This window comes from Lentzea xerophila (genome assembly GCF_051094245.1).
Taxonomy (GTDB): Bacteria; Actinomycetota; Actinomycetes; order Mycobacteriales; family Pseudonocardiaceae; genus Lentzea; species Lentzea xerophila.
Map to the genome: position 1 here is coordinate 8,353,222 of NZ_CP194934.1, position 24,536 is coordinate 8,377,757.

The 24,536-nt window shown below is 68.2% G+C and carries 25 protein-coding genes and 1 tRNA gene; 14 read left to right on the forward strand and 12 right to left on the reverse strand.

The features are described 5' to 3' along the window. The first annotated feature begins 24 nt into the window (after positions 1-24). Positions 25-669, forward strand: a complete 645-nt coding sequence (locus ACRSBM_RS40130; protein WP_434451936.1) for a TetR/AcrR family transcriptional regulator — start codon at positions 25-27, stop codon at positions 667-669. Here the strand turns inward: ACRSBM_RS40130 and ACRSBM_RS40135 are convergent. Beyond that, entirely contained in the window at positions 666-1,847 is a 1,182-nt protein-coding gene (locus ACRSBM_RS40135) for an amino acid deaminase/aldolase (protein WP_434451937.1), read from the reverse strand. The two genes, ACRSBM_RS40130 and ACRSBM_RS40135, sit on opposite strands and share 4 nt — an antisense overlap. Before the next feature lie 86 nt (positions 1,848-1,933). Here ACRSBM_RS40135 and ACRSBM_RS40140 point away from each other — a divergent pair, with 86 nt between their 5' ends. After that, on the forward strand, positions 1,934-3,214 hold the full coding sequence (locus tag ACRSBM_RS40140) for a D-arabinono-1,4-lactone oxidase (protein WP_434451938.1): 1,281 nt from the start codon (positions 1,934-1,936) through the stop codon (positions 3,212-3,214). On the opposite strand, the gene ACRSBM_RS40145 is transcribed toward ACRSBM_RS40140, so the two are convergent. From ACRSBM_RS40145 to ACRSBM_RS40160, 4 genes are all read right to left on the reverse strand, one after another. After that, the gene (locus ACRSBM_RS40145) at positions 3,211-3,867 is read right to left on the reverse strand and encodes an NAD(P)H-binding protein (protein ID WP_434451939.1); all 657 of its coding nucleotides are present in this window, start codon (positions 3,865-3,867) and stop codon (positions 3,211-3,213) included. The genes ACRSBM_RS40140 and ACRSBM_RS40145 overlap by 4 nt on opposite strands. 14 nt (positions 3,868-3,881) lie before the next feature. Further along, positions 3,882-4,499 (reverse strand): hypothetical protein, encoded by a 618-nt coding sequence (locus ACRSBM_RS40150; RefSeq protein WP_434451940.1) that lies wholly within the window; start codon positions 4,497-4,499, stop codon positions 3,882-3,884. A 315-nt stretch (positions 4,500-4,814) separates the two neighbouring features. Beyond that, complete coding sequence (locus ACRSBM_RS40155; RefSeq protein WP_434451941.1) at positions 4,815-5,627, reverse strand: NADP-dependent oxidoreductase; 813 nt, start codon at positions 5,625-5,627, stop codon at positions 4,815-4,817. Positions 5,628-5,715: 88 nt separating this feature from the next. Then, positions 5,716-5,798 (reverse strand) — tRNA-Leu (locus ACRSBM_RS40160). 117 nt (positions 5,799-5,915) lie between these two features. Between ACRSBM_RS40160 and ACRSBM_RS40165 the strand changes: the two genes are divergently transcribed. From ACRSBM_RS40165 to pknB, 7 genes are read left to right on the forward strand one after another with little or no spacing between them, the layout of a single operon-like run. Next, entirely contained in the window at positions 5,916-7,166 is a 1,251-nt protein-coding gene (locus ACRSBM_RS40165) for a DUF3662 and FHA domain-containing protein (protein WP_434451942.1), read from the forward strand. A gap of 51 nt (positions 7,167-7,217) precedes the next feature. Next, positions 7,218-7,679, forward strand: a complete 462-nt coding sequence (locus ACRSBM_RS40170; RefSeq protein WP_434451943.1) for an FHA domain-containing protein FhaB/FipA — start codon at positions 7,218-7,220, stop codon at positions 7,677-7,679. Further along, positions 7,676-9,088, forward strand: a complete 1,413-nt coding sequence (locus ACRSBM_RS40175) for a PP2C family protein-serine/threonine phosphatase (RefSeq protein WP_434451944.1) — start codon at positions 7,676-7,678, stop codon at positions 9,086-9,088. The genes ACRSBM_RS40170 and ACRSBM_RS40175 overlap by 4 nt, the downstream gene beginning before the upstream one ends. 3 nt (positions 9,089-9,091) lie before the next feature. Continuing rightward, positions 9,092-10,564, forward strand: a complete 1,473-nt coding sequence (locus ACRSBM_RS40180) for an FtsW/RodA/SpoVE family cell cycle protein (protein ID WP_434451945.1) — start codon at positions 9,092-9,094, stop codon at positions 10,562-10,564. Next, positions 10,561-12,036, forward strand: coding sequence for a peptidoglycan D,D-transpeptidase FtsI family protein (locus ACRSBM_RS40185; protein ID WP_434451946.1), 1,476 nt, complete (start codon positions 10,561-10,563; stop codon positions 12,034-12,036). Before ACRSBM_RS40180 ends, ACRSBM_RS40185 begins: the two co-directional genes overlap by 4 nt. Further along, positions 12,036-13,520 carry a serine/threonine-protein kinase gene (locus tag ACRSBM_RS40190; protein ID WP_434451947.1) on the forward strand — a complete coding sequence of 495 codons (1,485 nt, stop codon included), beginning with the start codon at positions 12,036-12,038 and terminating at the stop codon, positions 13,518-13,520. The genes ACRSBM_RS40185 and ACRSBM_RS40190 overlap by 1 nt, the downstream gene beginning before the upstream one ends. 55 nt (positions 13,521-13,575) lie before the next feature. Continuing rightward, a complete protein-coding gene (gene pknB / locus ACRSBM_RS40195; protein WP_434451948.1) occupies positions 13,576-15,582 on the forward strand; it encodes a Stk1 family PASTA domain-containing Ser/Thr kinase in 2,007 nt (668 codons plus the stop codon). Positions 15,583-15,644: 62 nt separating this feature from the next. On the opposite strand, the gene ACRSBM_RS40200 is transcribed toward pknB, so the two are convergent. Continuing rightward, positions 15,645-16,505: a helix-turn-helix transcriptional regulator gene (locus ACRSBM_RS40200; RefSeq protein WP_434451949.1), complete on the reverse strand. Its 861-nt coding sequence runs from the start codon at positions 16,503-16,505 to the stop codon at positions 15,645-15,647. 105 nt (positions 16,506-16,610) lie between these two features. Here ACRSBM_RS40200 and ACRSBM_RS40205 point away from each other — a divergent pair, with 105 nt between their 5' ends. Continuing rightward, the gene (locus tag ACRSBM_RS40205; protein WP_434451950.1) at positions 16,611-17,153 is read left to right on the forward strand and encodes an SRPBCC family protein; all 543 of its coding nucleotides are present in this window, start codon (positions 16,611-16,613) and stop codon (positions 17,151-17,153) included. An 11-nt stretch (positions 17,154-17,164) separates the two neighbouring features. Here ACRSBM_RS40205 and ACRSBM_RS40210 read toward each other — a convergent pair whose 3' ends face one another. After that, a complete protein-coding gene (locus tag ACRSBM_RS40210) occupies positions 17,165-17,806 on the reverse strand; it encodes an aminodeoxychorismate/anthranilate synthase component II (RefSeq protein WP_434451951.1) in 642 nt (213 codons plus the stop codon). Between the two features lie 77 nt (positions 17,807-17,883). On the opposite strand from ACRSBM_RS40210, the gene ACRSBM_RS40215 reads away from it, so the two are divergent. Continuing rightward, positions 17,884-19,227: an FAD-dependent oxidoreductase gene (locus ACRSBM_RS40215; protein ID WP_434451952.1), complete on the forward strand. Its 1,344-nt coding sequence runs from the start codon at positions 17,884-17,886 to the stop codon at positions 19,225-19,227. Positions 19,228-19,343: 116 nt separating this feature from the next. Here the strand turns inward: ACRSBM_RS40215 and ACRSBM_RS40220 are convergent, their stop codons facing one another. Then, complete coding sequence (locus ACRSBM_RS40220; RefSeq protein WP_434451953.1) at positions 19,344-19,499, reverse strand: hypothetical protein; 156 nt, start codon at positions 19,497-19,499, stop codon at positions 19,344-19,346. Further along, positions 19,499-20,404 (reverse strand): class E sortase, encoded by a 906-nt coding sequence (locus ACRSBM_RS40225; RefSeq protein ID WP_434451954.1) that lies wholly within the window; start codon positions 20,402-20,404, stop codon positions 19,499-19,501. Before ACRSBM_RS40225 ends, ACRSBM_RS40220 begins: the two co-directional genes overlap by 1 nt. Positions 20,405-20,851: 447 nt before the next feature. Here ACRSBM_RS40225 and crgA point away from each other — a divergent pair, with 447 nt between their 5' ends. Both crgA and ACRSBM_RS40235 read left to right on the forward strand, forming a co-directional pair. Beyond that, entirely contained in the window at positions 20,852-21,118 is a 267-nt protein-coding gene (gene crgA / locus ACRSBM_RS40230) for a cell division protein CrgA (RefSeq protein ID WP_093595063.1), read from the forward strand. A gap of 234 nt (positions 21,119-21,352) precedes the next feature. Further along, positions 21,353-21,748 carry a PH domain-containing protein gene (locus ACRSBM_RS40235; RefSeq protein WP_434451955.1) on the forward strand — a complete coding sequence of 132 codons (396 nt, stop codon included), beginning with the start codon at positions 21,353-21,355 and terminating at the stop codon, positions 21,746-21,748. 7 nt (positions 21,749-21,755) lie between these two features. Here ACRSBM_RS40235 and ACRSBM_RS40240 read toward each other — a convergent pair whose 3' ends face one another. Together ACRSBM_RS40240 and ACRSBM_RS40245 are read right to left on the reverse strand one after the other, a co-directional pair. Further along, positions 21,756-22,673 carry a rhomboid family intramembrane serine protease gene (locus ACRSBM_RS40240; protein WP_434451956.1) on the reverse strand — a complete coding sequence of 306 codons (918 nt, stop codon included), beginning with the start codon at positions 22,671-22,673 and terminating at the stop codon, positions 21,756-21,758. Then, on the reverse strand, positions 22,670-23,218 hold the full coding sequence (locus ACRSBM_RS40245) for a peptidylprolyl isomerase (RefSeq protein ID WP_434451957.1): 549 nt from the start codon (positions 23,216-23,218) through the stop codon (positions 22,670-22,672). Before ACRSBM_RS40245 ends, ACRSBM_RS40240 begins: the two co-directional genes overlap by 4 nt. Before the next feature lie 94 nt (positions 23,219-23,312). On the opposite strand from ACRSBM_RS40245, the gene ACRSBM_RS40250 reads away from it, so the two are divergent. Then, complete coding sequence (locus ACRSBM_RS40250) at positions 23,313-23,879, forward strand: hypothetical protein (RefSeq protein WP_434451958.1); 567 nt, start codon at positions 23,313-23,315, stop codon at positions 23,877-23,879. A 27-nt stretch (positions 23,880-23,906) separates the two neighbouring features. On the opposite strand, the gene ACRSBM_RS40255 is transcribed toward ACRSBM_RS40250, so the two are convergent. After that, complete coding sequence (locus ACRSBM_RS40255) at positions 23,907-24,440, reverse strand: DUF2020 domain-containing protein (protein WP_434451959.1); 534 nt, start codon at positions 24,438-24,440, stop codon at positions 23,907-23,909. Positions 24,441-24,536: the final 96 nt, after the last annotated feature.

Below are 24,536 nucleotides of genomic sequence, written 5' to 3' on the forward strand. Positions count from 1 at the left end.
TGAAAGCGCCGTACAACAGGCAAGATGGAAGTACCCGAACTACTGGGAGTCGCCGTGACGAGCACCACCCCGCTTCGCCGTCAGCCCGTCCAGCAGCGCAGCGCCAAGAGAGTCGAGCGAATGCTCGAGGCCTGCGCGACTCTCATCGACGAGGTGGGCTACGACGGCGTCACCACCACGTTGATCGCGGAGAGAGCGGGCGTGGCGGTCGGCTCGCTCTACCAGTTCTTCCCGGACAAGAGAGCCGTCGTGCAGGCACTGACGCTGCGCAACGTCGACAAGTTCTCCCAGGGCATCACCGAACGGCTCGAGCAGGCGACACTCGAGCACTGGTGGGACGCCGTGGACACCGTGTTCGACGTCTACGTGACGATGCACCGCGAGATCCCCGCGTTCGGGAAGCTGCACTTCGGTGACGTCGTGGACATGCGTCTGCTCGACGACCGCCGCGACAACAACGCCGTCATCTCGGACAAGATCTCCGAGCTGATCTCGGACAAGTTCGGCATCCCGATGGGCGAGGTCGGCCTGCCGATCGCGATCGCCGTCGAGGCCGCCGACGCCGTGCTGAAGATGGCCTTCCGCAACAACCCGATGGGCGACCAGGCGATCCTGGTCGAGGCGAAGGCGCTGGTCAGGGGCTACCTGTCCTCGCGCCTGCCGGACTAACCGAAGTTCCGCCGCTCGCCGCGGTACGTGGGCACGGTGCGCTCGATGCGGTCACCGTGCACCAGGTGCACCTCGTCGAACCGCTCGAACAGCTCGCCCGCCTTGGCGTGCCGCATCCAGACGCGGTCGCCGATCTCGAGCTGCTCGGCCGCCTTGCCGGTGACCGGTGTCTGCACCTCGCCCGCGCCCTCGAGCCCGAGCGTCTTGAGCCCTTCCGGCAGGTAGGGCGACGGCTGACGGTCGGGCGTCGGCGTGCCGGACGCGATGTAGCCGCCGCCGAAGAGCGTGGCCACCCGCTTGGTCGGCTTGCGCACCACCGGCAACGCGAACAGCGCGGCGGGTTCCGGTTTGAACGCCTGGTAGGCGTCGAACAGCGTCGGCCCGAAGAGGCCGCTGCCGGCCGCGAGCTCGGTGACCGACGGGTCGGACGCGGTCAGCTCCAGGCTGCCCGTCCCGCCGCCGTTGACGAACTCCAGGTCAGCGACCTGCCGGACGGCACCGACCACCGCAGTCCGGCGCCGGATCAGTTCGGGACCGGACCTCGACTGGATGAACCGGATGCCGAGCGCGCGGAACGGCTGGCCGGGCGGGTTGTCCCCCAGCCCGGCGATCTGCCCCTCGTACGCCATCACCCCGACGAGCTTGAACCCGGTGCGGCGCACGATCCTGGCGGCGAGCGCCTGCGCCTGCTGCGGCGTGTGGACCGACGAACGGCGCGGTCCGATGTGGACACCCGGCAGCGGCCGCCACGACACGTCCAGTTCCAGGCACAGCCGGATGTCGGCGTGCGGCCCGATCGCCGCGTCCACGAAGTCGAGGTGCTCGATCGAGTCGACCATGATCGTCACGCGCTGCCGTGCGGTCTCGTTGGCCGCGAGCTTCTGCAACGCCGCCCGGTCGGCCGTCGGGTACGCGACGAGCAGGTCCTCGCTCACGTTCTGCTCGGACAGCCACAACGCCTCGGCCAGCGAGTAGCACATGACCCCGGCGAAACCGGGCCGTTCGAGCGCCCTGGTCACGAGGTCGCGCACCCGGATCGACTTGCTCGCCACCCGGATGGGATGACCGGCAGCGCGACGGGCGAGGTCCGCCGCGTTGTGGTCGAAGGCGTCCAGGTCGACGATCGCGAACGGAGGATCCAGGTCCTTCGTCGCGGCATCGAGGCGAGTTCTGCGCATCCCCTGACGGTACGTCCTCCACCCTTGAAACGTGAAGAGCTTTCACTTACGTTACTCGCAGGTCACACTCTCTCGTGGAGGTTCGCGTGTGGACGAACTGGGCTAAGACGGCTTCGTGCACGCCGACGCGCGTCGTCCACCCGTCCAGCACGGACGAGATCGCCGCGGTGGTCCTCTCCGCCGGCCGCGTCCGCGCACGGGGCAGCGGCCACTCGTTCAACGACATCGCCGTCGCGCCCGAGGTGGCGCTGGACCTGGACCGCTGGACGGGCATCGTCCGCGCGGACACGGAGACGGGCCTCGTGACCGTCCGCTCCGGCACTCCCCTGCACGTGCTCAACGCCGACCTGCACCGCCTGGGCCTCGCGATGCCGAACCTGGGCGACATCGACGCCCAGACCGTCGCCGGCGCCGTCTCGACCTCCACCCACGGCACCGGCGCCAAGCTGGGCGTCCTGGCCACCGCGATCGACTCCCTGGAACTGGTCCTGGCCGACGGCACCGTCGTCTCCTGCTCGCGCACCGAGCGACCGGACCTCTTCAACGCCGCCCGCGTGGGCCTGGGCGCACTCGGCATCATCAGCACCCTGACCCTGCGCTGCGTCCCGTCCTTCGTACTGCGGGCCTCGGAATCGCCCGGCCGCCTGGACGCGGTGCTGGAACAGTTCGACGACCTCTGCGCAGTCGAGGACCACGTCGAGTTCCACTGGTTCACCCACTCCGACCGCGTGATCCTCAAGCGCAACAACAGGATCACCGAACCGGCCCGCCCGCTGTCGAAGCTCCGGCAGACCTGGGAGTACGAGGTCATGGAGAACGCCGCGTTCGGCGCGGTGTGCCAGGTGGCGCGCACGTTCCCCCGCCACACCAAGCGCCTGAACGAGCTCTGCGGCTCCCTGATCTCCGAACGGTCCTATTCGGACTATTCGCACAACGTCTTCGTGACGCCCAGGCGAGTGCGGTTCGTCGAGACCGAGTTCTCGATCCCCCGCGAGACCCTGCTGGACGTCATCGGCGAGCTCCGGGCCGTGGCGAACAAGCTGGACGATCGCGACCACCTGATCGTCCCGTGCGAGGTGCGCGTGGCGCAGGCCGACGACATCTGGCTGTCCACCGCGTCCGGCCGCGACACGGCGTACATCTCGATGCACCAGGCGCTCGGCATGCGGTACAAGGCTTTCTTCGACGCCTACGCGAGCATTGCCGCCTCGGTGGGCGGCCGGCCGCACTGGGGCAAGATGCACAACCTCACGGCAGAGCAGCTCCGCCCGCTGTACCCGCACTTCGACGACTTCCTGCGGGTGCGCGACGAGGTCGACCCGGACCGCACCTTCACCAACCCGTACCTGGACCGCGTGCTCGGCTAGAGAACAGCCCTGACCGCCTCGGCGACCGGCGTCTCGCCGTTCGTCAGCTCCAGCGTCTTGCCGATCGTCCCCGGCGCGTTCAGCAACTCCGCCAGCACGGCGGCCACGTCCGCCCTGGTGACCGAAGCCCGGGGCAACCGCGGCGCCGCCACCGTGACCAACCCGGTGGGCGGGTCGTTCACCAGCGGACCGGGCCGCAGGATCGTCCAGTCCAGGTCCCGCGACCTCAGATCCTCCTCGGCCAGCTTCTTGGCCTTGAGGTACACCGCGAACTCGGGATCCACGGACGGGGAGTCCGCCGCCTCGATCCCCACGGTCGACACCTGCAGGAACCGCCGCACGCCGGCCTCGACGGCAGCCGAAGCGAACAGAGCGGCAGCCCCGTAGTCCACGGTGTCCTTGCGAGCGGCTCCGGAGCCCGCCCCGGCACCGGCGGCGAAGACCGCCGCATCGGCACCGTTCAGATATGCGGCGACCGAGTCCAGATCAGCGGACTCCAGGTCGCACAAGACCGGAACAGCTCCGGCTTCCTGCACGTCAGCGAAGTGATCGGGGTTTCGGACCAGTGCGGTGGCCGCGTCTCCACGGGTGGCCAGCAGCTGCTCGAGAAGCAGCGCGATCTGCCCGTGTCCGCCGGCTATGACTACTCGCATGCCCCGACCGTAGATCAGGACGCGGTGGCGAGCACCTGCTCGTAGACCAGTTCGTTGACCCAGCGGGTGATGGCGGTGTCCTCGGCGGGCACGTGGTCCTGGCGGCCGGACACGTCGACCGAGAGGTCCTTCTCGTCGTCGGCCAGCAGGACGGAGACGCCGTAGCGGCGGACGCGCGGCAGGCAGTTCGCCAGGTAGTCGTGCGAGAAGGCGACCGACTCGGGCAGGACGACCGCGGTGTTGCCGTAGCGGGCGAAGGGCACCGCGGAGGCCAGGGCGGTCCGCCAGTGGCGAGCGACGGCGAGGACGCCGACGATCCGCACCGCGGCGGGGGGAACGCGACCTTCCATCTCCGGCCACACCCAGGTGGAGACGGTGGTCTTGTCGGCCTCGGGACCCGCACCCACGCACACGCGCTCGGCGTGGGCGTCGGCCAGGAGCTCGGCCACGACGACGACCTTGCGGCCCATGAGGACCATCTCGGGGAGAACCACGCCGTGCCAGCCGAGGCGGATCGCCGCGGCGGCTGCCAACTCCTCGACGGACGCGGGCAGTTCCGGAACCGGGACCGGGGTCGTCGACAGACCGTTCGAGCTGTCGAGGGCCGCGATCCTTGCTGGGGTGCTGCTCACGCCAGTGCCTCCTCGTCACCCGCGGCGGGCGATCCGCCGCGTTTCGACTCGTGCTCTGGATAAGAATTAGCAGGAAGCGCACGGCCCGCCCCCAGGTCAGCGCACCCCCTGCGATCGACGGCGCCGACCGGTCGGTGACCGGTCGAAGAGTGGCGCGGCGAGTTCGGTCCTACGATGCTGCCGTCTGGGTGACGTTAATCCGGATGGCCGCACCAAAAGACCTGCTCAAAGTGGATGCGCCACGCGTGGGGCGAATTGCCGGTCAGCGGTGAACGGTCACCGCCCGCCGACCGTTCACCGCGCCAGAACGACCACCTACATGATGATCACGGTCTTGCCGGGCCCGCCACCTGCGAAAACGCCGGCGGCATCCCGCAACGGCACGCGCCGGGCGATCGGCACCTGCAGATCTCCCCCCAGCACCATCGACGCCAGCCGCACCAATGTTTCCCGCGATCCCGTCATGCCGAAGTTCTGCGCGGGATCACTGGAGACGTAATTGGTGTTGAACGCCAACGGCGCGTAGCGCGCGTTCGCCTCGAACGACGAACGGTCGGCGCTCACGAGGTCGATCAGGGCGTCGGCCTCGACGAGAGAATCGCCACGACCGATCGGGATCACCCGCTTGCCGGCCGCACGCGCGATCTGGACGGCGAACGACCCCACTCCGCCGGACGCACCGACGATCAGCACGGATTCCGCGGACCCCAGCGACTCGACCAACTGCAGCGCGGTCATTCCCGCGGTCGGCAATGCGGCGGCCACGGCGGGATCGAGATCTTCCGGCAACGGCGCCAACGCGTTCCCGGCCGGAACTGTGACGTACTCGGCGTAGGTACCGATACCGACGGGCCGGTGGAAGAAGGTGCCGAAAATCCTCTCTCCGGAACCTTCCACCTCACCAGCACCATCAGTTCCGGGAACCAGCGGGAACCGATGAGGAGCGGAACCCCGCAACATCCCGTTCACCACTTTGCGGTCGAACGGGTTCACGCTCGCAGCGAACAACCGGACCTTGAGCTGACCGGGTTCCGCGACGGGTTCGGGAAGCTCGACGAGCTCGAGTTCCGCGCCGAAGTCCGCCGCCGCTATCGCCCACATGCTGGCCCCCGAACGAGTGACAGACATCACCTGTTGGATCAAGGAATCTGATACGGCCCATCAACGAAAGAACCCCCCTCGCGATTCCGCGAGAGGGGTTCCATCTGTCTTTCGATGGGCAAGGGGGGAGTTGAACCCCCACGTCCTTTCGGACACACGGACCTGAACCGTGCGCGTCTGCCATTCCGCCACTTGCCCCTGGAGACGTTGGGAACACTAGCACGCGTCCAAACCAGGTTCCTAATCGCCCCCTGTAGGCCTCGTCGTACCCGGATACGATCGGTACAGGAGCCGGTCCGAGCGAAGGGAGTAGACATGGGCCTGCAACGCTTCGAGCGCAAGCTGGAAGGCCTGGTCGGCAACACCTTCGCGCGGGTGTTCGGCGGCAACGTGGTGCCCCAAGAGGTGGCACAGGCGCTGCAACGGGAGGGTGACAGCAACATCCGCGAGCTCGCGGGTGGCAGACTGCTAGCCCCCAACCACTACAAAGTGTTGCTCGGAGCCCAGGACCACGAACGTCTTGCGGGCGACGAGCAGGATGAACTACGCATCACCCAGCTTCTCGCAGAGGGCCTGCGAGAGCACCTGGCCGAGTCCGGATGGGATACCTATGGTGACGTCGTAGTCTCCCTGGAGCGCTCCGAGGCGCTGCACACCGGACAGTTCCGAACCAGCTCGTCCGTCGACCCCGACGTGAAAGCGGCCAGCCGACGGTCAGCACCACCTCGCACCGCAGGAGACCGATCCATGAGCCAGCCACCCGGCTACGGACAAGGACAGGGCCAGCCCGGCCAGGACCCTTATGGTCAGGGCGGCTACGGCCAGCAGGGATACGACCAGCAGCAACCGGCCTACGGCCAGCAGCAGGGTTATGGCCAGCAGGGCTATGACCAGGGCTACGGCCAGCAGCAGGGCTACGACCAGGGCTACGGCCAGCAGGGCGGCGGCTACGGCGGCGGCCAGCAGGGCTATGACCAGGGTTATGGCCAGCAGCAGGGCTACGACCAGGGTTACGGCGGCGGCCAGCAGCAGCAGGGCGGCGCCGGCTACGACCAGGGTTACGGCCAGCAGCAGGGCTATGGCCAGCAGGGCTACGACCAGGGTTACGGCGGCGGCCAGCAGGGCGGCGGCTACGACCAGGGCTACGGCCAGCAGCAGGCCGGCGGCTACGACCAGGGGTACGGCCAGCAGCAGGCCTACGGCCAGCAAGGCGGCTACGACCAGGGCTACAACCAGGGCGGATACGCCCCACCGGCCACCCAGGGCGCCAACCGTCAGCTCAACGCGACGCTGCACCTCGACGACGGTTCCAACCGCACGTACAACCTCAAGCAGGGTGGAAACGTCGTAGGACGTGGGCAGGAGGCCGACTTCCGCCTCCCGGACACGGGTGTCTCCAGGCGCCACCTGGAAATCTCCTGGGACGGGCAGAATGCGATGCTCGCTGATCTCGGTTCGACCAATGGCACCACGGTGAACGGCACGCCAGTGCAGACTTGGCAGCTCGCGGAGGGCGACGTCGTCCGCATCGGCCACTCGTCACTGGTCTTCCGCACCGCGGGCTAGAGGTCGATACGGGCATCGGTCAGCAACTCAAGGCAGGAGCGGTTACAACCGGTGCAAGAGCTGGTGATGCAGCTGACCAGAGCGGGCTTTCTCGTGCTCCTCTGGCTCTTCGTGCTGGCCGCCCTACGTGTGGTCCGCTCTGATCTCTACGCAGCCTCAGGGCTCCGGGCGTCAGGTCTGCCCGGCTTCCGGAGGTCCGAGAAGTCGGCGAGGGGAAGCAAGGCGCCTCGGCAACTCGTGGTCACCCACGGGGCGCTGACGGGCACCCGCATCTCGCTCGACGGCAGGCCGATCCTGATCGGCCGCGCTGACGACTCCACTCTCGTCCTGGACGACGACTTCGCGTCGACCAGGCACGCGAGGCTGTCCATGCGCGGAACCGACTGGTACGTGGAGGACCTCGGTTCCACAAACGGCACCTACCTAGACCGAGACAAGGTCACCGCACCCCTGCGCGTACCTCTCGGCACCCCGATCCGCATTGGCAAAACGGTGATCGAGCTGCGCTCATGACCTTGGTTCTTCGATACGCGGCCCGCAGCGACAGGGGTCTGGTTCGCTCCAACAACCAGGACTCCGTGTACGCGGGCCCCCGCCTGCTCGCAGTAGCCGACGGCATGGGTGGCCACGCCGCCGGTGAGGTCGCGAGCAAGGTGGTCATCGCCTCGCTGGCCCACGTCGACGACGACGAGCCCGGCGACGACCTCCTCGGCAAGCTGCGCGACGCGGTCGCGAGTGGCAACGGCGCCATCTCCGAGCTCGTGACGAGCGACCCGGACCTGGAGGGCATGGGCACCACGCTCACGGCCATCCTGTTCGCGGGCAACCGCCTCGGGCTCGTGCACATCGGCGACTCGCGCGCGTACCTCCTGCGGGAGGGCTCGTTCGCGCAGATCACGCACGACGACACGTTCGTCCAGTCGTTGATCGACGAGGGCCGGATCACCCCGGACGAGGCCGCCACGCACCCGCAACGCTCGTTGCTGCTGCGGGCCCTCACCGGGCACGACTTCGAGCCCAGCCTCACGGTGCGCGAGGCGCGTGCCGGCGACCGCTTCCTGCTCTGCTCGGACGGTCTGTCCGGGGTCGTGAGCCTGGAGACGCTCGACGAGGCGATCCGCATCCCCGACCCGCAGGCCTGCGCGGACCGGATGATCGAGCTGGCGCTCAAGGGCGGCGGCCCCGACAACGTCACGGTGATCGTGGCGGACGTCGAGGACGTCGACTTCGGCGACAACTACCCGATCGTCGGTGGCGCGGCCGGTGACGGCAGCGAGGAACACAACACGCCGCCGGACTCCGCGGCCTCCCGGGCGAGCGCGCTCACGCAGCAGCGCCCGCCGATGCCGCAGCGCATGGAGGCGCCGCCGCCACCGCCGCAGGACCCGAAGCGCAAGAAGCGCAACGCCATCAAGGCGTTCGCGATCATCTTCGTGCTGCTCCTGCTGACCGGTGTCGTGGCGGTCGGCGGCAAGCTGTGGCTCAACACGCAGTACTACGTCGGTGCCACCGAGGACGGCCAGGTCGCGATCTTCCGCGGCCTCAACGGCTCGGTGCTCGGCTTCAAGCTGTCGTCCAAGGTCGAGGACTCGTGCCCGCCCGGATCCACGGGCTGCACCCCGATCACGCTGAACGACCTGCAGGAAGCCGGCCGCAAGACCATCACCGCGGGCATCCGCAGCGACAACGGCCTGGACGGCGCGCGCGCCGCGGTCAGGTTGCTGCGCACCGAGCACATGCTCCCGTTGTGCAAGGACACGTCGTCGACGTCGAGCACCACCACGACGCCCACGACGCCGCCCAGCACCCCGTCGAGCACGCCACCCGCGAACGGTTCGCCGAACCCGGAGACCGGTTCCACCGAGCCTTCGCTCACCCCCTCCCAGCAGGAGCCGGGCGTGGAATGCCGGGAGGGTCCGTAGTTGATGGGCTCGTCCGTCCCCGTCGGGGAAGGCTCACCAGGCGCGTCGGTGGCGACGAGCACGTCGCCAGGACTGCGAGCGCCGACGAGGCGCGGCACCGAACTGGTGATGCTGTCGTTCGCCGCCGGTCTCGTGACGCTGGCGCTGATCCTGGTCGAACTCAACCAGGAACGCTCGCTGAGCCTGAGGATCCTCTACCTCGGTCTCGCGTACCTCGCACTCTTCGCGTGTGCCCACCTCGCCGTGCGCAGGTGGGCGCCGTACGCCGACCCGGCGATCCTGCCGTGCGTCGCGCTGCTCAACGGGCTGGGACTGGTGGTCATCCACCGGATCGACCTGGCGCTGGAGGGCACCGTCTTCCTGGACGGCTCCACGTGGGAACCGGTGGCGTTCAAGCAGATCATCTGGACCGCCATCGGGTTGCTGATGTTCGCGGCCACGCTGAAGTTCCTCACCGACCACCGCATGCTCGCGCGGTTCGGCTACACCTTCGGCCTCGTCGGACTGGTCGCGCTGCTGCTGCCCGGTGTGCTGCCCAACTTCATCGCCCCGACGATCAACGGCGCGAAGATCTGGCTGCGCATCGGCCCGTTGTCCATCCAGCCGGGTGAGTTCGCCAAGATCCTGCTGATGGTCTTCTTCGCCGCGTTCCTGGTGTCGAAGCGGGACCTGTTCACGGTCGCGGGCCGCCGGTTCCTCGGCATGGACCTGCCACGAGCCCGCGACCTGGGCCCGCTGTTCGCGGCGTGGGGCGTCACGGTCGCGGTCATGGTGCTGCAGAAGGACCTCGGCTCCTCGCTGCTGTTCTTCGGCATCGTGCTCGTGCTGCTCTACATCGCCACCGAACGCGCCGCGTGGGTCGTGCTCGGTCTCGGCCTGTTCGCCGGCGGCGCGATCGTCGCGTGGAAGCTCTTCACGCACGTCCAGCAGCGCGTGGCGAACTGGCAGGACCCGATCGCGCGCTACGAGATGATCGGTGGCGGCTACCAGATCTCGCAGTCGCTGTTCGGTCTCGCGACCGGCGGCATCGCCGGTGCGGGGCTCGGCGCCGGCCGCCCGGAGATGATCCCCGAGGCCAACACCGACTTCATCACCGCCGTGATCGGCGAGGAGCTCGGGTTCGTCGGCTTCGCGGCGCTGCTGCTGGTCTACATGATCTTCGCGTTGCGCGGTCTGCGCAGCGCCATCGCCGTGCGCGACAGCTTCGGCAAGCTCCTGGGCGGCGGTCTCGCGTTCGCGGTCTGCTTCCAGGTGTTCATCGTCGTCGGCGGTGTCACGAAGCTGATCCCGATGACGGGTATCACCGCGCCGTTCCTGTCCTACGGTGGTTCGTCGCTTCTCGCGAACTACATCCTGGTCGCGTTGCTCCTGCGGATCTCCGCGGCGGCGCGGGCCCCGCAGCGGGCTCCGAAGCCGAAGCCGCAGCAACCGGCGATCGCCGATCAGCACACTGTGATGGTGGAGCGTCCCAAATGAACACACCGCTCCGCCGCGTCGGCATGGCCATGATGGTGATGATCCTGCTCCTGCTGGGCAACGCCACGTGGGTGCAGGTGATCAACGCCGACGAGTGGCGCAAGAACCCGTACAACCGCCGGGTGCTGCTCGACGAGTACGCCCGCAAGCGCGGGCTGATCACGGTCGCCGACGGCACGGTGATCGCGGACGTCAAGGAGACGACCGACCGTCTCCGGTTCCTGCGCACCTACAACGCCGGCCCGGTCTACGCGCCCGTCACCGGGTACCTGTCGGTCACCTACGGCACCTCCGGCATCGAGCGCACCGAGAACGACCTGCTGAACGGCTCGGACGACAGGCTGCTGGCGCGCCGCATCTCCGCGCTGATCACCGGTCGCGACCCGGTGGGCGGCAACGTCCAGCTCACCCTGAACTCCAAGGTGCAGCAGACCGCGTACGACCAGCTGACCTCGAAGGGCTTCACCGGCTCGGTCGTCGCGATCAAGCCGGACACCGGCGAGATCCTCGCGATGGTGAGCACGCCGACCTACGACCCGAACCGCCTCGCGAGCCACGACGCCGCGGAGCAGCAGACGGCGTGGAAGGAGCTCACCGCCAAGGACAACGGCAACCCGCTGATCAACCGCGCGACGCAGGGCCTCTACCCGCCCGGCTCGACGTACAAGGTCGTCGTGGCGGCCGCCGCGCTCGCGGAGGGCAAGAACAAGGACTCCCAGTACACCGCCAAGGGCACGGTCAACCTGCCCGGCACGTCGAACGCGCCGTTCCCGAACTTCAACGGTCAGCCCTGCGGCCCCGGCGAGACGGTGTCGATGGAGACCGCGCTCGCCAAGTCGTGCAACACGGCGTTCGGTGAGATGGCGGCGCAGGTCGGCAAGTCCAAGCTGACGGCGCAGTCGAACAAGTTCGGCTTCAACGACGACGACCTCAAGGTGCCGCTGACGGTCGAGACCTCGACCCTGGGCCCGATCCAGGACGAGGCCGCGCTCTGGCAGAGCGGCATCGGCCAGCGCGACGTGCGCGTGACGCCGCTGCAGAACGCGATGGTCGCGGCCACGATCGCCAACGGCGGCAAGCGCATGCACCCGTACCTGGTGTCGAAGATCCTCGGCCCGGACCTGAAGCCGATCGACGAGACCGATCCCGACCAGGTCGAGACCGCCATGAGCACCGCGAACGCGAACGCGCTGCGCGACATGATGATCCAGTCGGAGATCAACACCGGCGGCGAGGGTCGTCTGTCGAACGTCCAGGTGGCGTCGAAGACCGGTACCGCCGAGCACGGCGAGAACGTGGCGCAGACCAAGCCGCACGCCTGGTACATCGCGTTCGCGCCGGCGCAGAAGCCGGAGATCGCGATCGCGGTCATCGTCGAGGACGGTGGCGACCGCGGTCTGGGTGCCACCGGTGGCAAGGTCGCCGCGCCGGTCGGGCGCGCCGTGATGAACGCGTACCTGGCGGGTCGCTGATGCTGACCACGGGCCAGCTCCTCGCCGACCGCTACCGCCTCACCCGGCGGATCGCGGTCGGTGGCATGGGCGAGGTCTGGGAGGCGGCCGACGACCGGCTCGACCGCCGGGTCGCGGTGAAGGTGCTCAAGGCCGAGCTCTCCGGCGACCCCGAGTTCCTGCACCGCTTCCGCACCGAGGCGCGGATGACCGCGTCGCTCAACCACCCCGGCATCGCGTCGGTGCACGACTACGGCGAGACCGCGTCCGTCGCCGACGGGCCGGAGGACACCGCGTACCTGGTGATGGAGCTCGTCGAGGGCGAACCGCTCGCGACGATCATCTCCCGCGGCCGGCTGACGGCCGAGGTGACGCTCGACCTGCTGGAGCAGACCGGGAACGCGTTGCAGGCGGCCCACGAACGCGGGCTCGTGCACCGCGACGTGAAGCCCGGCAACATCATGGTCACGCCGTCGGGGAAGGTGAAGATCACCGACTTCGGCATCGCGAAGGCCGTGGACGCGGCACCCGTGACGCGGTCCGGCATGGTGATGGGCACCGCGCACTACATCGCTCCAGAACAGGCACTCGGTGGCGAGGCCGAACCGGCGAGCGACGTCTACTCGTTGGCGGTGTGTGGTTACGAATGTCTTGCCGGGCACCGGCCCTTTCTGTCGGACAACGCGGTGACGGTCGCGATGATGCACATCCGCGACATCGCGCCGCCGTTGCCGCCGGACGTGCCACCGGGTGCGCGGGCGTTGATCGAGGCGACGCTGGTGAAGGACCCGCGGCAGCGCTACCGGACCGGCGGGGAGTTCGCCGCCGCGGTCAGCGCGGTGCGGGTGGGTCAGCCGCTGCCGACGCCGTCGGGGTTCACGATGCCGCCGGTGATCCCGCAGCAGGTGGTGCAACAACCTCCGCCGCCACCGCAGGCGTCCCAGCCGCTGCCGGTACCGCCGCAGATGGCGCGCCACCCGCGTCCCGGCACGCACCCGGCGATGCAACCGGCGCACCAGGCGGGCATGCAGACCGGAATGCAGCCGGCGCACCAGACCGGCACGTTCACTCCCATGCCGACACCACCCGGAAGAAACCGGACCGTCGTCTGGGTTATGGTCGCTTTCCTGGTGGCCGTGTTGCTGGTGATCGGCGTGGTCGTCCTGTGGCAGTTGACAATGCGGCAGAACGACGGCACCGGACAGGGTGGCCGGCCGGCCACCTCCAGCTCGGCGAATCCGAACGCACCGGCGAACGGGCAGGCGAAGCCCGACTCCGCCGACCGGATCCCGGGCAGTTCGCCGCACCGGATCGACGAGGACGACTACATCGGTCGTGCCGGCGACGAGGTCAGGACCGAGCTGATCGGTCACGGCCTGGAGCCCACAGTGCAGAGCGCGCAGGGCACATCGCCGGGCGACCTGAAGAAGTGCCGGGTCACCGCCATCGCGCCCACAGGTGAGGTGCCGGCTGGCTCGGAGGTGAAGGTGACGTGCGCGCCATGAGCAAGACCAGAACCGAGTTGGGAACACCGTCGATGAGGAGCGGGACGAAGCACCGATGAGCACTCCACGACTGCTCTCAAACCGCTACGAACTGGGTGAGACCCTCGGCTACGGCGGCATGTCCGAGGTCCACAAGGGGCGGGACGTCCGCCTCGGCAGAGACGTGGCGATCAAGGTGCTGCGAGCCGACCTCGCCCGTGACGCCCAGTTCCAGGAACGATTCCGGCGCGAGGCGCAGAACTCCGCCGCTCTGAACCACCCGGCGATCGTCGCCGTCTACGACACAGGTGAGACGCAGACCGAGTACGGCCCGTTGCCGTACATCGTGATGGAGTTCGTCGACGGCCGGACGCTACGCGACATCGTGAAGACGCAGGGCCCGTTGTCGGGCAAGCGCGCGATGGAGGTCATGGCCGACGTCTCGGCCGCGCTCGACTTCAGCCACCGGCACGGCATCGTCCACCGCGACGTGAAGCCGGCGAACGTGATGATCACGAAGTCCGGTGCCGTGAAGGTGATGGACTTCGGCATCGCCCGCGCGCTGCACGACGGCCAGGCCGCGGTCACCCAGACCGCCGCGGTGATCGGCACGGCCCAGTACCTGTCGCCGGAGCAGGCGCGCGGCGAGTCCGTCGACGCCCGTTCCGACGTCTACGCCGCCGGCTGTGTGCTGTTCGAGCTGCTGACCGGCGAACCGCCGTTCACCGGCGACTCCCCCGTCGCGGTCGCGTACCAGCACGTGCGGGAGGACCCGAAGGCCCCGTCGCAGCTGAACCCGAAGGTGTCGCCGCAGCTCGACGCCATCGTGCTGAAGGCGATGTCGAAGGGTCCGGCGAACCGCTACCAGTCGGCCGCGGAGATGCGCGGCGACCTGGTGCGCGTGCTGTCGGGTCAGCGTCCGTCCGCGCCGGCCGTGATGACGGCCGAGGACCGCACCGCCGTGATGAACGAGCAGGCGCGCGCTCCTCGCACGCAGGTCGTGTCCAGCGGCGGCAGGCACCGTCCGGCCGCGTTGAAGTCGGAGCCGGACGACGACTACGACCCGATCGCCGACGAGGAAGAAGAGCGTCGCGCGAAGCGCAAGAAGGCCATCATGGTCACGCTGGTGGTGATCCTGTGCCTGGCGGTGCTCGGTCTTGCCGCGTGGATCACCAACAACGTGATGAACTCCGGCAACCAGGCGGCGGAGAAGGTCTCGGTCCCGTCGATCGTCGGCCTCAGCCCGTTGGAGGCCAAGGAGAAGATCACGAAAGCCGGCCTGGTCCCCGTGCAGCAGGACGTCGCCTGCGAACCCGGTGCGAACGGCGCCGCCGCGAAGTGCACCGCCGACCAGATCAACAAGGTGATCAGCACGGACCCGCCGGAAGGCACCCAGGTGCTCAAGGGCGGGCAGGTCACCGTCTCCGTCGGCGCACCCCCCGGTGAGGGCACCGTCCCTGACCTGAAGGGTAAGTCGCCGCAGGAGGCCCAGGCCCTGCTGGAGAAGGACCCGAACGGCTTCAAGCTGCAGCAGAGCACCGAGACCGTCGAGGTCGACGACCCGGCGAAGGTTGGCAAGGTCGTGCAGCAGAACCCCGAGGTCGGCCTGAAGCTGAAGAAGGGCGGCACGATCACCATCCAGCTCGGCAAGGCGCCGGAGAAGGAGGTCGTGCCAGGCGTGGTGAACGAGGACGTGAACGACGCCCGCCGGACGCTGGAGGATGCCGGCTTCAAGGTCACCATCGAGCAGGTCGACAGCGCGAAGCCCGAGGGCACCGTCATCTCGCAGACGCCGACCGGCAACGCCAGGGCCGACAAGGGCTCGCTGGTCACCCTGCGGGTCTCGAAGGGCAACCAGATCGAGATGCCGGACCTCACCGGCATGACCGAGGAGCAAGCCGAGAACAGGCTGAAGTCGCTGGGCTGGAACGGAAACCTCAACGTTCAGAACGAGCAGGTCAACACGGGATCGCCGCAGAAGGACAAGGTCATCTCGCAGACGCCCACGAAGGGCTCGCCGATCTCGAAGGGCTCCACGGTGACCCTGGTGATCGCACGGACGAGCATCATCCCGACGGGCTGATACGTGGAAGCACGCTGGTTCGCCCCGTCGCCGTCAGGTGGCGGGGCGAACTGCTGAGGTCCTCAGGTGAGGTGCCGCGTCGTCGACTGGCGGGCGGCGACGCGGAGCAGGTCGAGTTTTGCCTGGTCAGGGCTGTCCGTCGCGGTGGTGTAGGTGACCATGCGCAGATCGGAGTCGGGGACCGTGAGCACATCGCAGTCGAGGATCAGCTCTCCCACGTCCGGGTGCTGAATGGTCTTCTCGTCACTGGTCAGTGCCGCCATGTCGACGGTCGTCCACAGCCGGGAGAAGGCAGGCGAGGTCTCCCGCAGTTCGGTGATCAGGGCGGTCAGCGTCAGGTCGGCCGGGTAGCGCAGGGCCGCCTTCTTCAGGTCGGCGACGATGGAGGCCTCGAACGAGTCCTGTCCCGCGGAGGAGTGCATCGGCCGCAGGTAGGCGCGGGCCGCCCCGGTGCCGAACAGGGCGCGGGCCAGGTTGCGTTCCTTCACCGTCAGCGCCACCGGGTCGCCGTGCAGAGCCACCCACATGTCGTTCCACCACAGCAGGCTCCAGTCCGCGGCGAAGATCCCGATGGGGACATCGCCGAGTCTCGTCGCGAGGCGTTGGACACCGCGCGACACGTAGGTCTCGACCAGGCCGTCCTGCGGTGGCAGCAGTCCCGCGGACTCGTAGAAGACGTCCCGTTCGGCGCGTTTGAGCTGCAGGGCACGGCTGAGGGCGGCGACCACCTGCGGGGACGGGTTGGTCGCGCGCCCCTGTTCGAGGCGCAGCAGGTACTCGACGGAGAGACCGGCCAGCTGGGCCAGTTCTTCGCGGCGCAGTCCGGGCGCACGGCGTTTGGGCGAACGGGAGAAGCCGGCATCGGCCGGATCCAGCCGGTCGCGCCATTCACGCAGCCGAGCCGCGAAGCTCAGGGGGTCCATGACGTCATCATCGCGCCAATCGGTCAGTGCGAGCGTGGGTACCGCTGGTCCCAGGGACACACGAGTCACTGGCTGCCGGCCAGCGGTGGGGCGAGGCTCAGGGCCATGAACACCGAGAACGCACCGACGCTCGCGACCCCGGCCGGCGTTTCCAGGCCGCTGATCTCGGCCGGTGACCACACCGTGCCCGTCACCGTGCAGACCCGCACCCACCTGTCCCCGCAGGACGCCTTCCGGATCATCGTGCCCATCGATCTGTCGCTGGTGTTCACCGGCTGGGGACCGTTTCCCGGCGTCCGGGGAGCCCAGAACCAGACCGGCGCCTGGAACGCGGCCGGCCAGAGCCGCAACCCCGACCTCAGTGACGGATCGACCGCCTTCGAGCGGCTCACCGAGTACACCGCCCCGCACTCGTTCGCCTACGAGATCACCGGCTTCACCGGACCGATGCGCTTCCTCGTCGACGGTGTGCGCGGCGAGTGGACCTTCGCACCCGACGCGACGGGCACCCTCGTGCGCTGGACGTACGAGTTCCGGCCGCTGCGGGGCCGGCGGTTCCTGCTGCGGCGGATCGTCGCACCACTGTGGCGCCGCTACATGCAGCGCGGCGCCGACGTCGCCTGCCGCGTCGCCGAACGAGCAGGGTGACCCTGGTGCGGCTACTGGCGGGCGGCCGCGGCGAGCGTGCGCATGCCGTTCTCGAGCTGGGCGACCGTGGCTTCCGGGACCTCGAAGCCGCAGACCTTCAGCCAGTTCGCGAGCATCCGGTGGCCCCCGTCGGTCAGCACCGACTCGGGGTGGAACTGCACGCCCTCGACCGCGAGTTCCTTGTGGCGCATGGCCATCACGATGCCGGTCTCGGTCCGGCCGGTGACCTCGAACTCCGCGGGGATCGTCTCCGGCAGCACCGTCAACGAGTGGTAGCGGGTCGCGATGAACGGCTGCGGCACACCGCCGAGGACGCCCTTGCCCTCGTGGAAGACGATGCTCGTCTTGCCGTGCAACAACTCGGGCGCGCGGTCGACCGTGCCACCCCAGACCACACCGATCGCCTGATGACCGAGGCACACACCGAACACCGGCTTGCCGGTGTCGGCGCACTTCTTGATGACGTCGATGCTCGCACCCGCCCGCTCCGGCGTACCGGGACCGGGGCTCACGAGTACACCGTCGACCTTGTCGATCTCGTCGAGGTCCACCTCGTCGTTGCGCCTCACGACGCACTCGGCACCGAGCTGAGCCAGGTACTGAACGAGGTTGTAGACGAAGCTGTCGTAGTTGTCGACCACGAGCACGCGCATGAAGAGAGCTTAGTTGGTCGCGTCGAGTGAGTTAGCTCTCGTCTTCAGTGAGGTTAGGCTCACCTAAAATAGGTGTCATGAGTCGCCCCTTGCGCGTCGCGGTCGTCGGCGCCGGCCCGGCAGGCGTCTACGCCGCCGACATCCTGACCAAGTCCGACGTCGACGCGCAGATCGACCTCTTCGAGAAGCTGCCGGCGCCGTACGGCCTCGTCCGCTACGGCGTCGCGCCCGATCACCCCCGCATCAAGGGCATCGTGTCCGCCCTGCAGAAGGTGCTGGACAAGCCGTCGGTCCGCTTCTTCGGCAACGTCGAGTACGGCGTAGACATCAAGCTCGACGACCTGCGCCAGTTCTACGACGCCGTCATCTTCTCGACCGGCGCGTCGTCCGACCGGCCGCTTCCCATTCCCGGCATCGACCTGCCCGGCAGCTACGGCGCCGCGGACTTCGTGTCCTGGTACGACGGCCACCCCGACGTGCCGCGCACCTGGCCGCTGACCGCCACCTCGGTCGCCGTGCTGGGCGTCGGCAACGTAGCGCTGGACGTGGCACGAGTGCTGGCCAAGACCGCCGACGAACTACTGGTCACCGAGATCCCGCCGAACGTCTACGAGGGACTAGCCGCGTCCCCGGTCACCGACGTCCACGTGTTCGGCCGCCGAGGCCCGGCCCAGGCGAAGTTCACGCCGCTGGAGCTCCGCGAGCTCGACCACTCGCCGAACGTCGAGGTGATCGTCCACGCCGAGGGCATCGAGTTCGACGAGGCCTCGATGCACGCGATCAGGACCAACAAGCAGGTCGAGATGATCGTGAAGACCCTCCAGGAATGGGCGATCCGCGACGTGGGCTCCCGCCCCCGCCGCCTGCACCTGCACTTCCTGGAAGCCCCGGTCGAGGTCCTCGGCTCGACGTCCGTGACCGGCCTGCGCACCGAAACCCAGGAACTGACCGGCGACGGCAACGTCCGCGGCACCGGCGTCTTCACCGACTGGGACGTCCAGGCCGTGTACCGCGCGGTCGGCTACCTCTCGACCCACCTGGCCGACCTCCCGTTCGACCACGTCTCGGGCACGATCCCCCACCTCGCCGGCCGCGTGCTGGACCTCGACGAGGTGCCCATGCCCGGCGTCTACACGACCGGCTGGATCAAGCGCGGCCCGATCGGCCTCATCGGCCACACCAAGGGCGACGCCCTGGAAACCATCACCAGCCTCCTCGAAGACGCCGCCTCCCTCCCCCTCGCCACGTCAGCGTCACCCGACGCCGTGGTCGAGTTCCTCTCGCAGCGCGGCGTGCCGTACGTGACCAACGAGGGCTGGAGCCGGCTCGACGCCCACGAGATCGCGCTGGGTGCGGCGCATGGGCGGGAGCGCGTGAAGGTTGTGGCGCGCGAGGAGATGACGTCGATCTGCAACGGCTGATCTGTCCGGCTGAGGACTTGAACGGCTGAACCGCCGTTCCCTGATGAAGCCGCCATCGCGTGTGGGCGCGGTGGCGGCTTCACTTATTTCGGTCGCGGTCGCGCGATGTCAGCCGGTCACTCGGTGGTGACGTTGTTGAACGGCAGCTTCGGCTCCGCCCACGGGAACACCACGAACATCAGCAGCGCCACGATGCCGACGACCAGCACGACGGCCTCGATGACCCGCACGAACAGTGGGCCCGGCAGGTGCCGCCAGATCCAGCTGTACATCAGGCCTCCGTCATCTCTGGCGGCACGAAGCCGTCAGCCACCGGGTAGCTCTTGGTCTCGATGGCGTGCACGATCAGGCGCTGCTTGTCGGAGAACCGCGGGTGGCAGGTCGTCAGGGTGAGCAGCCGGGCCTGCTTGTCGGCGGGCACGGTGGCGGCCGTCTGGTGTGGGACGGGGGCGATGACCTCGCCCTGGGTCGGGAGGACGATCTCCTGGCCCACCGTCTTGGCGTAGGCCTCACCGAGGGTCGTCGACAGCGGGGCGACGCCGGCGCAGGCGGCTTCCTTCGACTTCGGGTTCGAGGCCCAGCCGGCGACCTCGTTCCTCATGGGGAGCACCCGGTAGACGTACCACTGGGTCTGGGTCTGCACGACGATCGAGTTGCACGACTCGAGCAGGTCGAGGTCGTTGAACGGCGCGCCCTTGCCGACGCGGTGGCCCGCGATGGAGAAGTTGCCGGCCTCGCCGGGCTGGGCGGTGTCCTTGTAGTGGCCGGGGCCGATCTCGAGGTGCTTGTCGGTGGTGCCCTCGACGACGGAGAACTTCCAGTCGTTGCCGAAGACCGGGATGTACATCTTCGCGAAGGCCTTGCCCTCGATGAGGTTCAGCTTCGACTGGCGGTTCGGGTCGGCCGGGGGTGGCGTGACGACGTTCGAGTTCCACTCGGAGTCGAGGGCGGCGGTGGCGTCCTCCTGCTTCGCCGCGGAGAGCAGGTCGGTCACGTAGACCTCGTAGACGACGAACAGCAGGACGACCAGGCCCATCGTGATGAGGCCTTCGCCGACGCCGCGGACGGCCTTGCGCGCGAAGCTGTCGGGCGGTGGGGCCGGCTTCTCGTCTTCCTCGTCGTAGTAGTCGTCGTTCTCGTCGTAGTAGTCGTAGTCGTCCTCCACGGGCTCGATCACCTCGGTGGGCGGATCGACCGGGCGGGGACGTGGCGGCAGCGGCCGCGGTGGCATTGCCCTGGGCGGCGGGCCGGGACGGGGCATTCCGCGTGCGGGAGTGCCCGGCGGCGGGGCCTGGAACTGCGGGCCGGGGTGGCGCGGAGGTGGGCCGGACGGGGGCAGGCTTCCGGAGAAAGCGCTGGTGAACTGCGTTGCGTCAGGCGGGGGCACCGGGCGGGGTGACGGCGTGGCCCGCACGTTCTGCAGGTCATCACGACGGGGTGCAGGACGCCGTGGAGGCGGCTGCTGCGGTCCCGAGTTCACCTAGAACCTCCGCGCGGACTGTGAACTGAAAACAACTGCATCTGCAAGGTGGTTCGCTGACCACCGCCGCTACGTTAACGTGTCTCTTGAGTAGTGCACGTAAACTTGCGTCACTCACGGATATCCACGTCAGGCGAGGACAGCATGCCCAAGTCCAAGGTCCGGAAGAAGGCGGTCTACACCGCACCCACTGACCGCCGCACGCCGGTCAAGGTCAAGGCAGCGGGACCGTCTCACCCGGTCTACGTCGTTGTCATGCTCGGCTTCATGCTGCTGGGCCTCGCGTGGCTGGTCGTCAACTACCTCGCGGCCGAGAAGATCCCGTTCATGCTCGAGCTGGGCGCGTGGAACTTCGCCATCGGCTTCGCGCTGATGATCATCGGCCTGCTGATGACGATGCGCTGGCGCTAGGCACTCGGCAAGTCACCGTTCGTAGAGGTCGGCCCGGACGTCACACGTCCGGGCCGACCTTTGTTCGTGCGAGGTTCACCTGGTTCATCTGAGCGTCACCGAAGCACACGGCTGTAAGTCATCCCCATTGGGGACAAGTCCTGTGGACAACTTTGCACCAAAATGCACAAGCGACGGTTTTCCCTCATAAGGACCCGTTCAGTTGTCCACAATTCATGCGGCACACTCGACAGTGTGACTCGCACCTGGTCCACCCCCGCCCCGTTGGTCGCCGTCGCGTGGGTGGCCGCCCTCGCTCTCGCCGTCGCGACGTTCATCGCCGACGACAACGCGGGCCGTCTCCTCATCGGACTGGCAACGCTGCTGGTCAGCTACCTCGCGGCGTTCGCGACGATCGCCAGGCCGAGGCTCACCGCGGACGTGAACGGGCTCGCCGTGCGCGGGTTCGCGAGCACGACGCTGCTGCCGTGGCACGAGGTGAAGGTCAAGCTGCAGACCACCCGGCGGCTCGGCAGGGAACAGCAGACATTGGAACTCGACGCCGACGACCGTCTCGTGGTGCTCACGAGACTGGACCTCGGCGCCGACCCGGAAGAAGTCGCCGGAGTGCTCCACGCACTGCGCCCGTGAATCGCTTCTAGCGGCACGTCCTCGCGTACTCGAGGACGAGTTCGGCGGTCGTGTCGAGTTCGGCGGCACGCAGCACGAACATCACCCCGAGCAACACCGCGGCTGCCACGACGGCGCCGATCTGGTACGCGTTGCGGTTCTTCCGGGGTGCCTTGACCATCGCGAGCGTCAGCAGGCCGCCGATGACGAACCCACCGAGGTGCCCGAGCAGCGAGGCGTTGGTGAAGAGGTTCGACACCAGGTTGATGCCGACGATCACGAGGATCGTCGAGATGTCCCGCTTCTGGCGCTTGAACACGATCAGCAGCGCGCCCATCAGGCCGAACACCGCACCGGACGCACCGGCGAGCTGTTGGCAGACGGTGCCGAAGTAGAACGCCGCCGCACTGCCGCCGAGCAGCGACAGGAAGTACACGGCGCTGTACCGCAGCTTGCCGAGCTCCTGCTCGATGACGGGACCCACTACGAAGAGCGCGGCCATGTTGAGCGCGAGATGGATCAGGCCGAAGTGCATGAAGCCCGACGTGAGGATCCGCCACCACTCACCGTTGGCGGTGAGTTCCGGGATCATCGACGTCGCCGTGAACAGCTCCGAACGCGAGTTGTTCATCGGACTGCCCGACTGGACGACCGTGACCACGTACGCGAGCACGTTGAGCGCGATCATCACCTGCGTGATGATCGGCCGGCCAGTCGAGACCACAGCGCCCGCCGACGTGCGCGCCTGGCGAACCGAACGCGCGCCCTCGTTCACGCAGTCGACGCACTGCATCCCGACCGAGGCGTCGCGCAGGCAGTCCGGGCACGCCGGACGCTCGCACCTGGTGCAGCGCAGCCGGGTGGGCCGATCGGAATGACGTGCGCAGACCGGGGTTTCCGGCTGCGCTCCGATCGGCCCGTCCGGTGGCACGAGTGCGTCGCTCACGCGCGTTCGATCGTGATCCGCTCGATCTTGATGTCGTTGACCGGACGGTCGCCCGCACCGGTCGTGGTGTTGCCGATCGCGTCGACGACGTCGCGCGACTCCTGGTCCGAGACCTCACCGAAGATCGTGTGCTTGAAGTTCAGCCACGTCGTCGGCGCCACGGTGATGAAGAACTGGGAGCCGTTGGTGTTCGGCCCGGCGTTCGCCATCGCGAGGATGTAAGGACGGTTGAACTGCAGTTCGGAGTTGAACTCGTCCGCGAACCGGTAGCCGGGGCCGCCGCGGCCGGTGCCCGTCGGGTCACCGGTCTGGAGCATGAAGCCCGCGATGACGCGGTGGAACAGGGTGCCGTCGTAGAACGGACCCGAGTTCGTGCCACTCGCGTTCGCCTCGGTGTAGTTCTTCGTGCCCTCGGCGAGCCCGACGAAGTTCGCCACCGTCTTGGGGGCGTGGTCGGGGAACAGGTTGATACGGATGTCGCCCTGCGTGGTGTGCAGGGTCGCCGTCACCTTGGTCCCGACGAAGGATTCATTGCTGTCAGCCACCACCCCATCGTGCCATCCACGGGCACCGATGTTCAGAAAGGGGCACGATGGGTACCTCTATGGCATCACCGGACGACAACGTGTGGAGCAGAGGATGGACGAGGTGGACGTCATGACCCGTGCCGGCGAGAACGTTGGCAAGGCTGTCGGCACCGGTCTGAAGGCCGCGCGTCAGGGTGTCGTTCGCGCTGGTCACGCCGCTGAGGTCAAGCTCGCCGAGCGTGGCGTCACGGCAGACCAGGTTCGCGGCGCACTCGTCGAGCGGGCTGACACGCTCATGGGCAAGGCCGAGGACTGGGAGAAGCAGACGCGTCGCTCTCGCAAGCGCCTCGCCAAGAAGAGCGCGAAGACGCGCGCCGACCTCATGGGCAAGGCCGAGGTCGTACGCAAGGAAGTGAAGAAGGCGGCCAAGCACGCGCGCAAGGACGCCAAGGTGCGCGCCAAGGAGATCCGCAAGGCCGCGGCCCAGCTCGGTGCCGACGCACCGAAGCGCCGCAGGTGGCCGTGGGTGCTGGGACTCCTGATCGCGGCCGCGGCGGTCGGCTACGTCGCGCTGACGCGCAGGCCGCAGGAGGTCCACCTGCAGGACGAGGAGCAGGCTCCGCTGCCGGAGCCCGTCCTCAACGGGCAGGTGCCCACCCAGAAGGAACCGGTCAAGTAGGCACGACCGGACACCAGCCGGAGCCAGTCAGAGCTTCAGGCCCTTGATCGCCTCTTCGGCGATCCGGCGAGCCTTGATCGACTGCTTCTGGTTGCTCGTGACGACCACAGCGGCGTCGCTCTTCGCCACGGCGTAGACGACGCCGCTGTCGTTGCTCACATACCCTCCGCTCCACCCCGTGGGCGAGCTTGCGGGCTGTGAACCGTCCGGCGCCGCCTCGTTCACGATCGCCTTGGCAACACCTTCGTCACCCACGTACACCCGCACGGTCAACTGGACCTCAGTTGCGTTCGCGTAGAAGAAGCACGCCGGGTGAGGTTGGTCCGTTGACAGTTTCACTTTGGGCACCAGTTGCCCGTTCGCCTGGGCGACGAAAGCGGTCGCCAGGTACGGGCAGGTGCCGTCCTTCGCGGGCTGGGGCGCGGGCGGCACCGTCGCAGCCGCGCTGGTCGTGGTGGTGACCTGCTGGATCTGGGTCGTGGGAACCGGCACGTCCTGGGCGACCTCGGTGCCGCACGCGGCGAGGACGCCGAGCAGGGGCAGCAACAGTGCTCGTTTCATAGGGGCAACAGTCAACCAGATACCAAAAGCGCCTTGAGCGGGACACTCTAAATTGGTCCATACCTTTTGTGCCCTGACCCTGCCATCCCGCGCCCC

Excerpts from the sequence above, each read along its gene's own strand:
- ACRSBM_RS40220 (WP_434451953.1), bottom strand. The coding sequence starts at position 19,499 with ATGTACAGCTGGATCTGGCGGCACCTGCCGGGCCCACTGTTCGTGCGG.
- ACRSBM_RS40180 (WP_434451945.1), top strand. The coding sequence starts at position 9,092 with ATGGGCTCGTCCGTCCCCGTCGGGGAAGGCTCACCAGGCGCGTCGGTG.
- ACRSBM_RS40250 (WP_434451958.1), top strand. The coding sequence starts at position 23,313 with ATGGACGAGGTGGACGTCATGACCCGTGCCGGCGAGAACGTTGGCAAG.
- ACRSBM_RS40175 (WP_434451944.1), top strand. The coding sequence starts at position 7,676 with ATGACCTTGGTTCTTCGATACGCGGCCCGCAGCGACAGGGGTCTGGTT.
- ACRSBM_RS40255 (WP_434451959.1), bottom strand. The coding sequence starts at position 24,440 with ATGAAACGAGCACTGTTGCTGCCCCTGCTCGGCGTCCTCGCCGCGTGC.
- ACRSBM_RS40190 (WP_434451947.1), top strand. The coding sequence starts at position 12,036 with ATGCTGACCACGGGCCAGCTCCTCGCCGACCGCTACCGCCTCACCCGG.
- ACRSBM_RS40205 (WP_434451950.1), top strand. The coding sequence starts at position 16,611 with ATGAACACCGAGAACGCACCGACGCTCGCGACCCCGGCCGGCGTTTCC.
- ACRSBM_RS40210 (WP_434451951.1), bottom strand. The coding sequence starts at position 17,806 with ATGCGCGTGCTCGTGGTCGACAACTACGACAGCTTCGTCTACAACCTC.
- ACRSBM_RS40155 (WP_434451941.1), bottom strand. The coding sequence starts at position 5,627 with ATGTCTGTCACTCGTTCGGGGGCCAGCATGTGGGCGATAGCGGCGGCG.
- ACRSBM_RS40145 (WP_434451939.1), bottom strand. The coding sequence starts at position 3,867 with ATGCGAGTAGTCATAGCCGGCGGACACGGGCAGATCGCGCTGCTTCTC.
- ACRSBM_RS40185 (WP_434451946.1), top strand. The coding sequence starts at position 10,561 with ATGAACACACCGCTCCGCCGCGTCGGCATGGCCATGATGGTGATGATC.
- ACRSBM_RS40135 (WP_434451937.1), bottom strand. The coding sequence starts at position 1,847 with ATGCGCAGAACTCGCCTCGATGCCGCGACGAAGGACCTGGATCCTCCG.
- ACRSBM_RS40200 (WP_434451949.1), bottom strand. The coding sequence starts at position 16,505 with ATGGACCCCCTGAGCTTCGCGGCTCGGCTGCGTGAATGGCGCGACCGG.
- ACRSBM_RS40215 (WP_434451952.1), top strand. The coding sequence starts at position 17,884 with ATGAGTCGCCCCTTGCGCGTCGCGGTCGTCGGCGCCGGCCCGGCAGGC.
- ACRSBM_RS40130 (WP_434451936.1), top strand. The coding sequence starts at position 25 with ATGGAAGTACCCGAACTACTGGGAGTCGCCGTGACGAGCACCACCCCG.
- ACRSBM_RS40165 (WP_434451942.1), top strand. The coding sequence starts at position 5,916 with ATGGGCCTGCAACGCTTCGAGCGCAAGCTGGAAGGCCTGGTCGGCAAC.
- pknB (WP_434451948.1), top strand. The coding sequence starts at position 13,576 with ATGAGCACTCCACGACTGCTCTCAAACCGCTACGAACTGGGTGAGACC.
- crgA (WP_093595063.1), top strand. The coding sequence starts at position 20,852 with ATGCCCAAGTCCAAGGTCCGGAAGAAGGCGGTCTACACCGCACCCACT.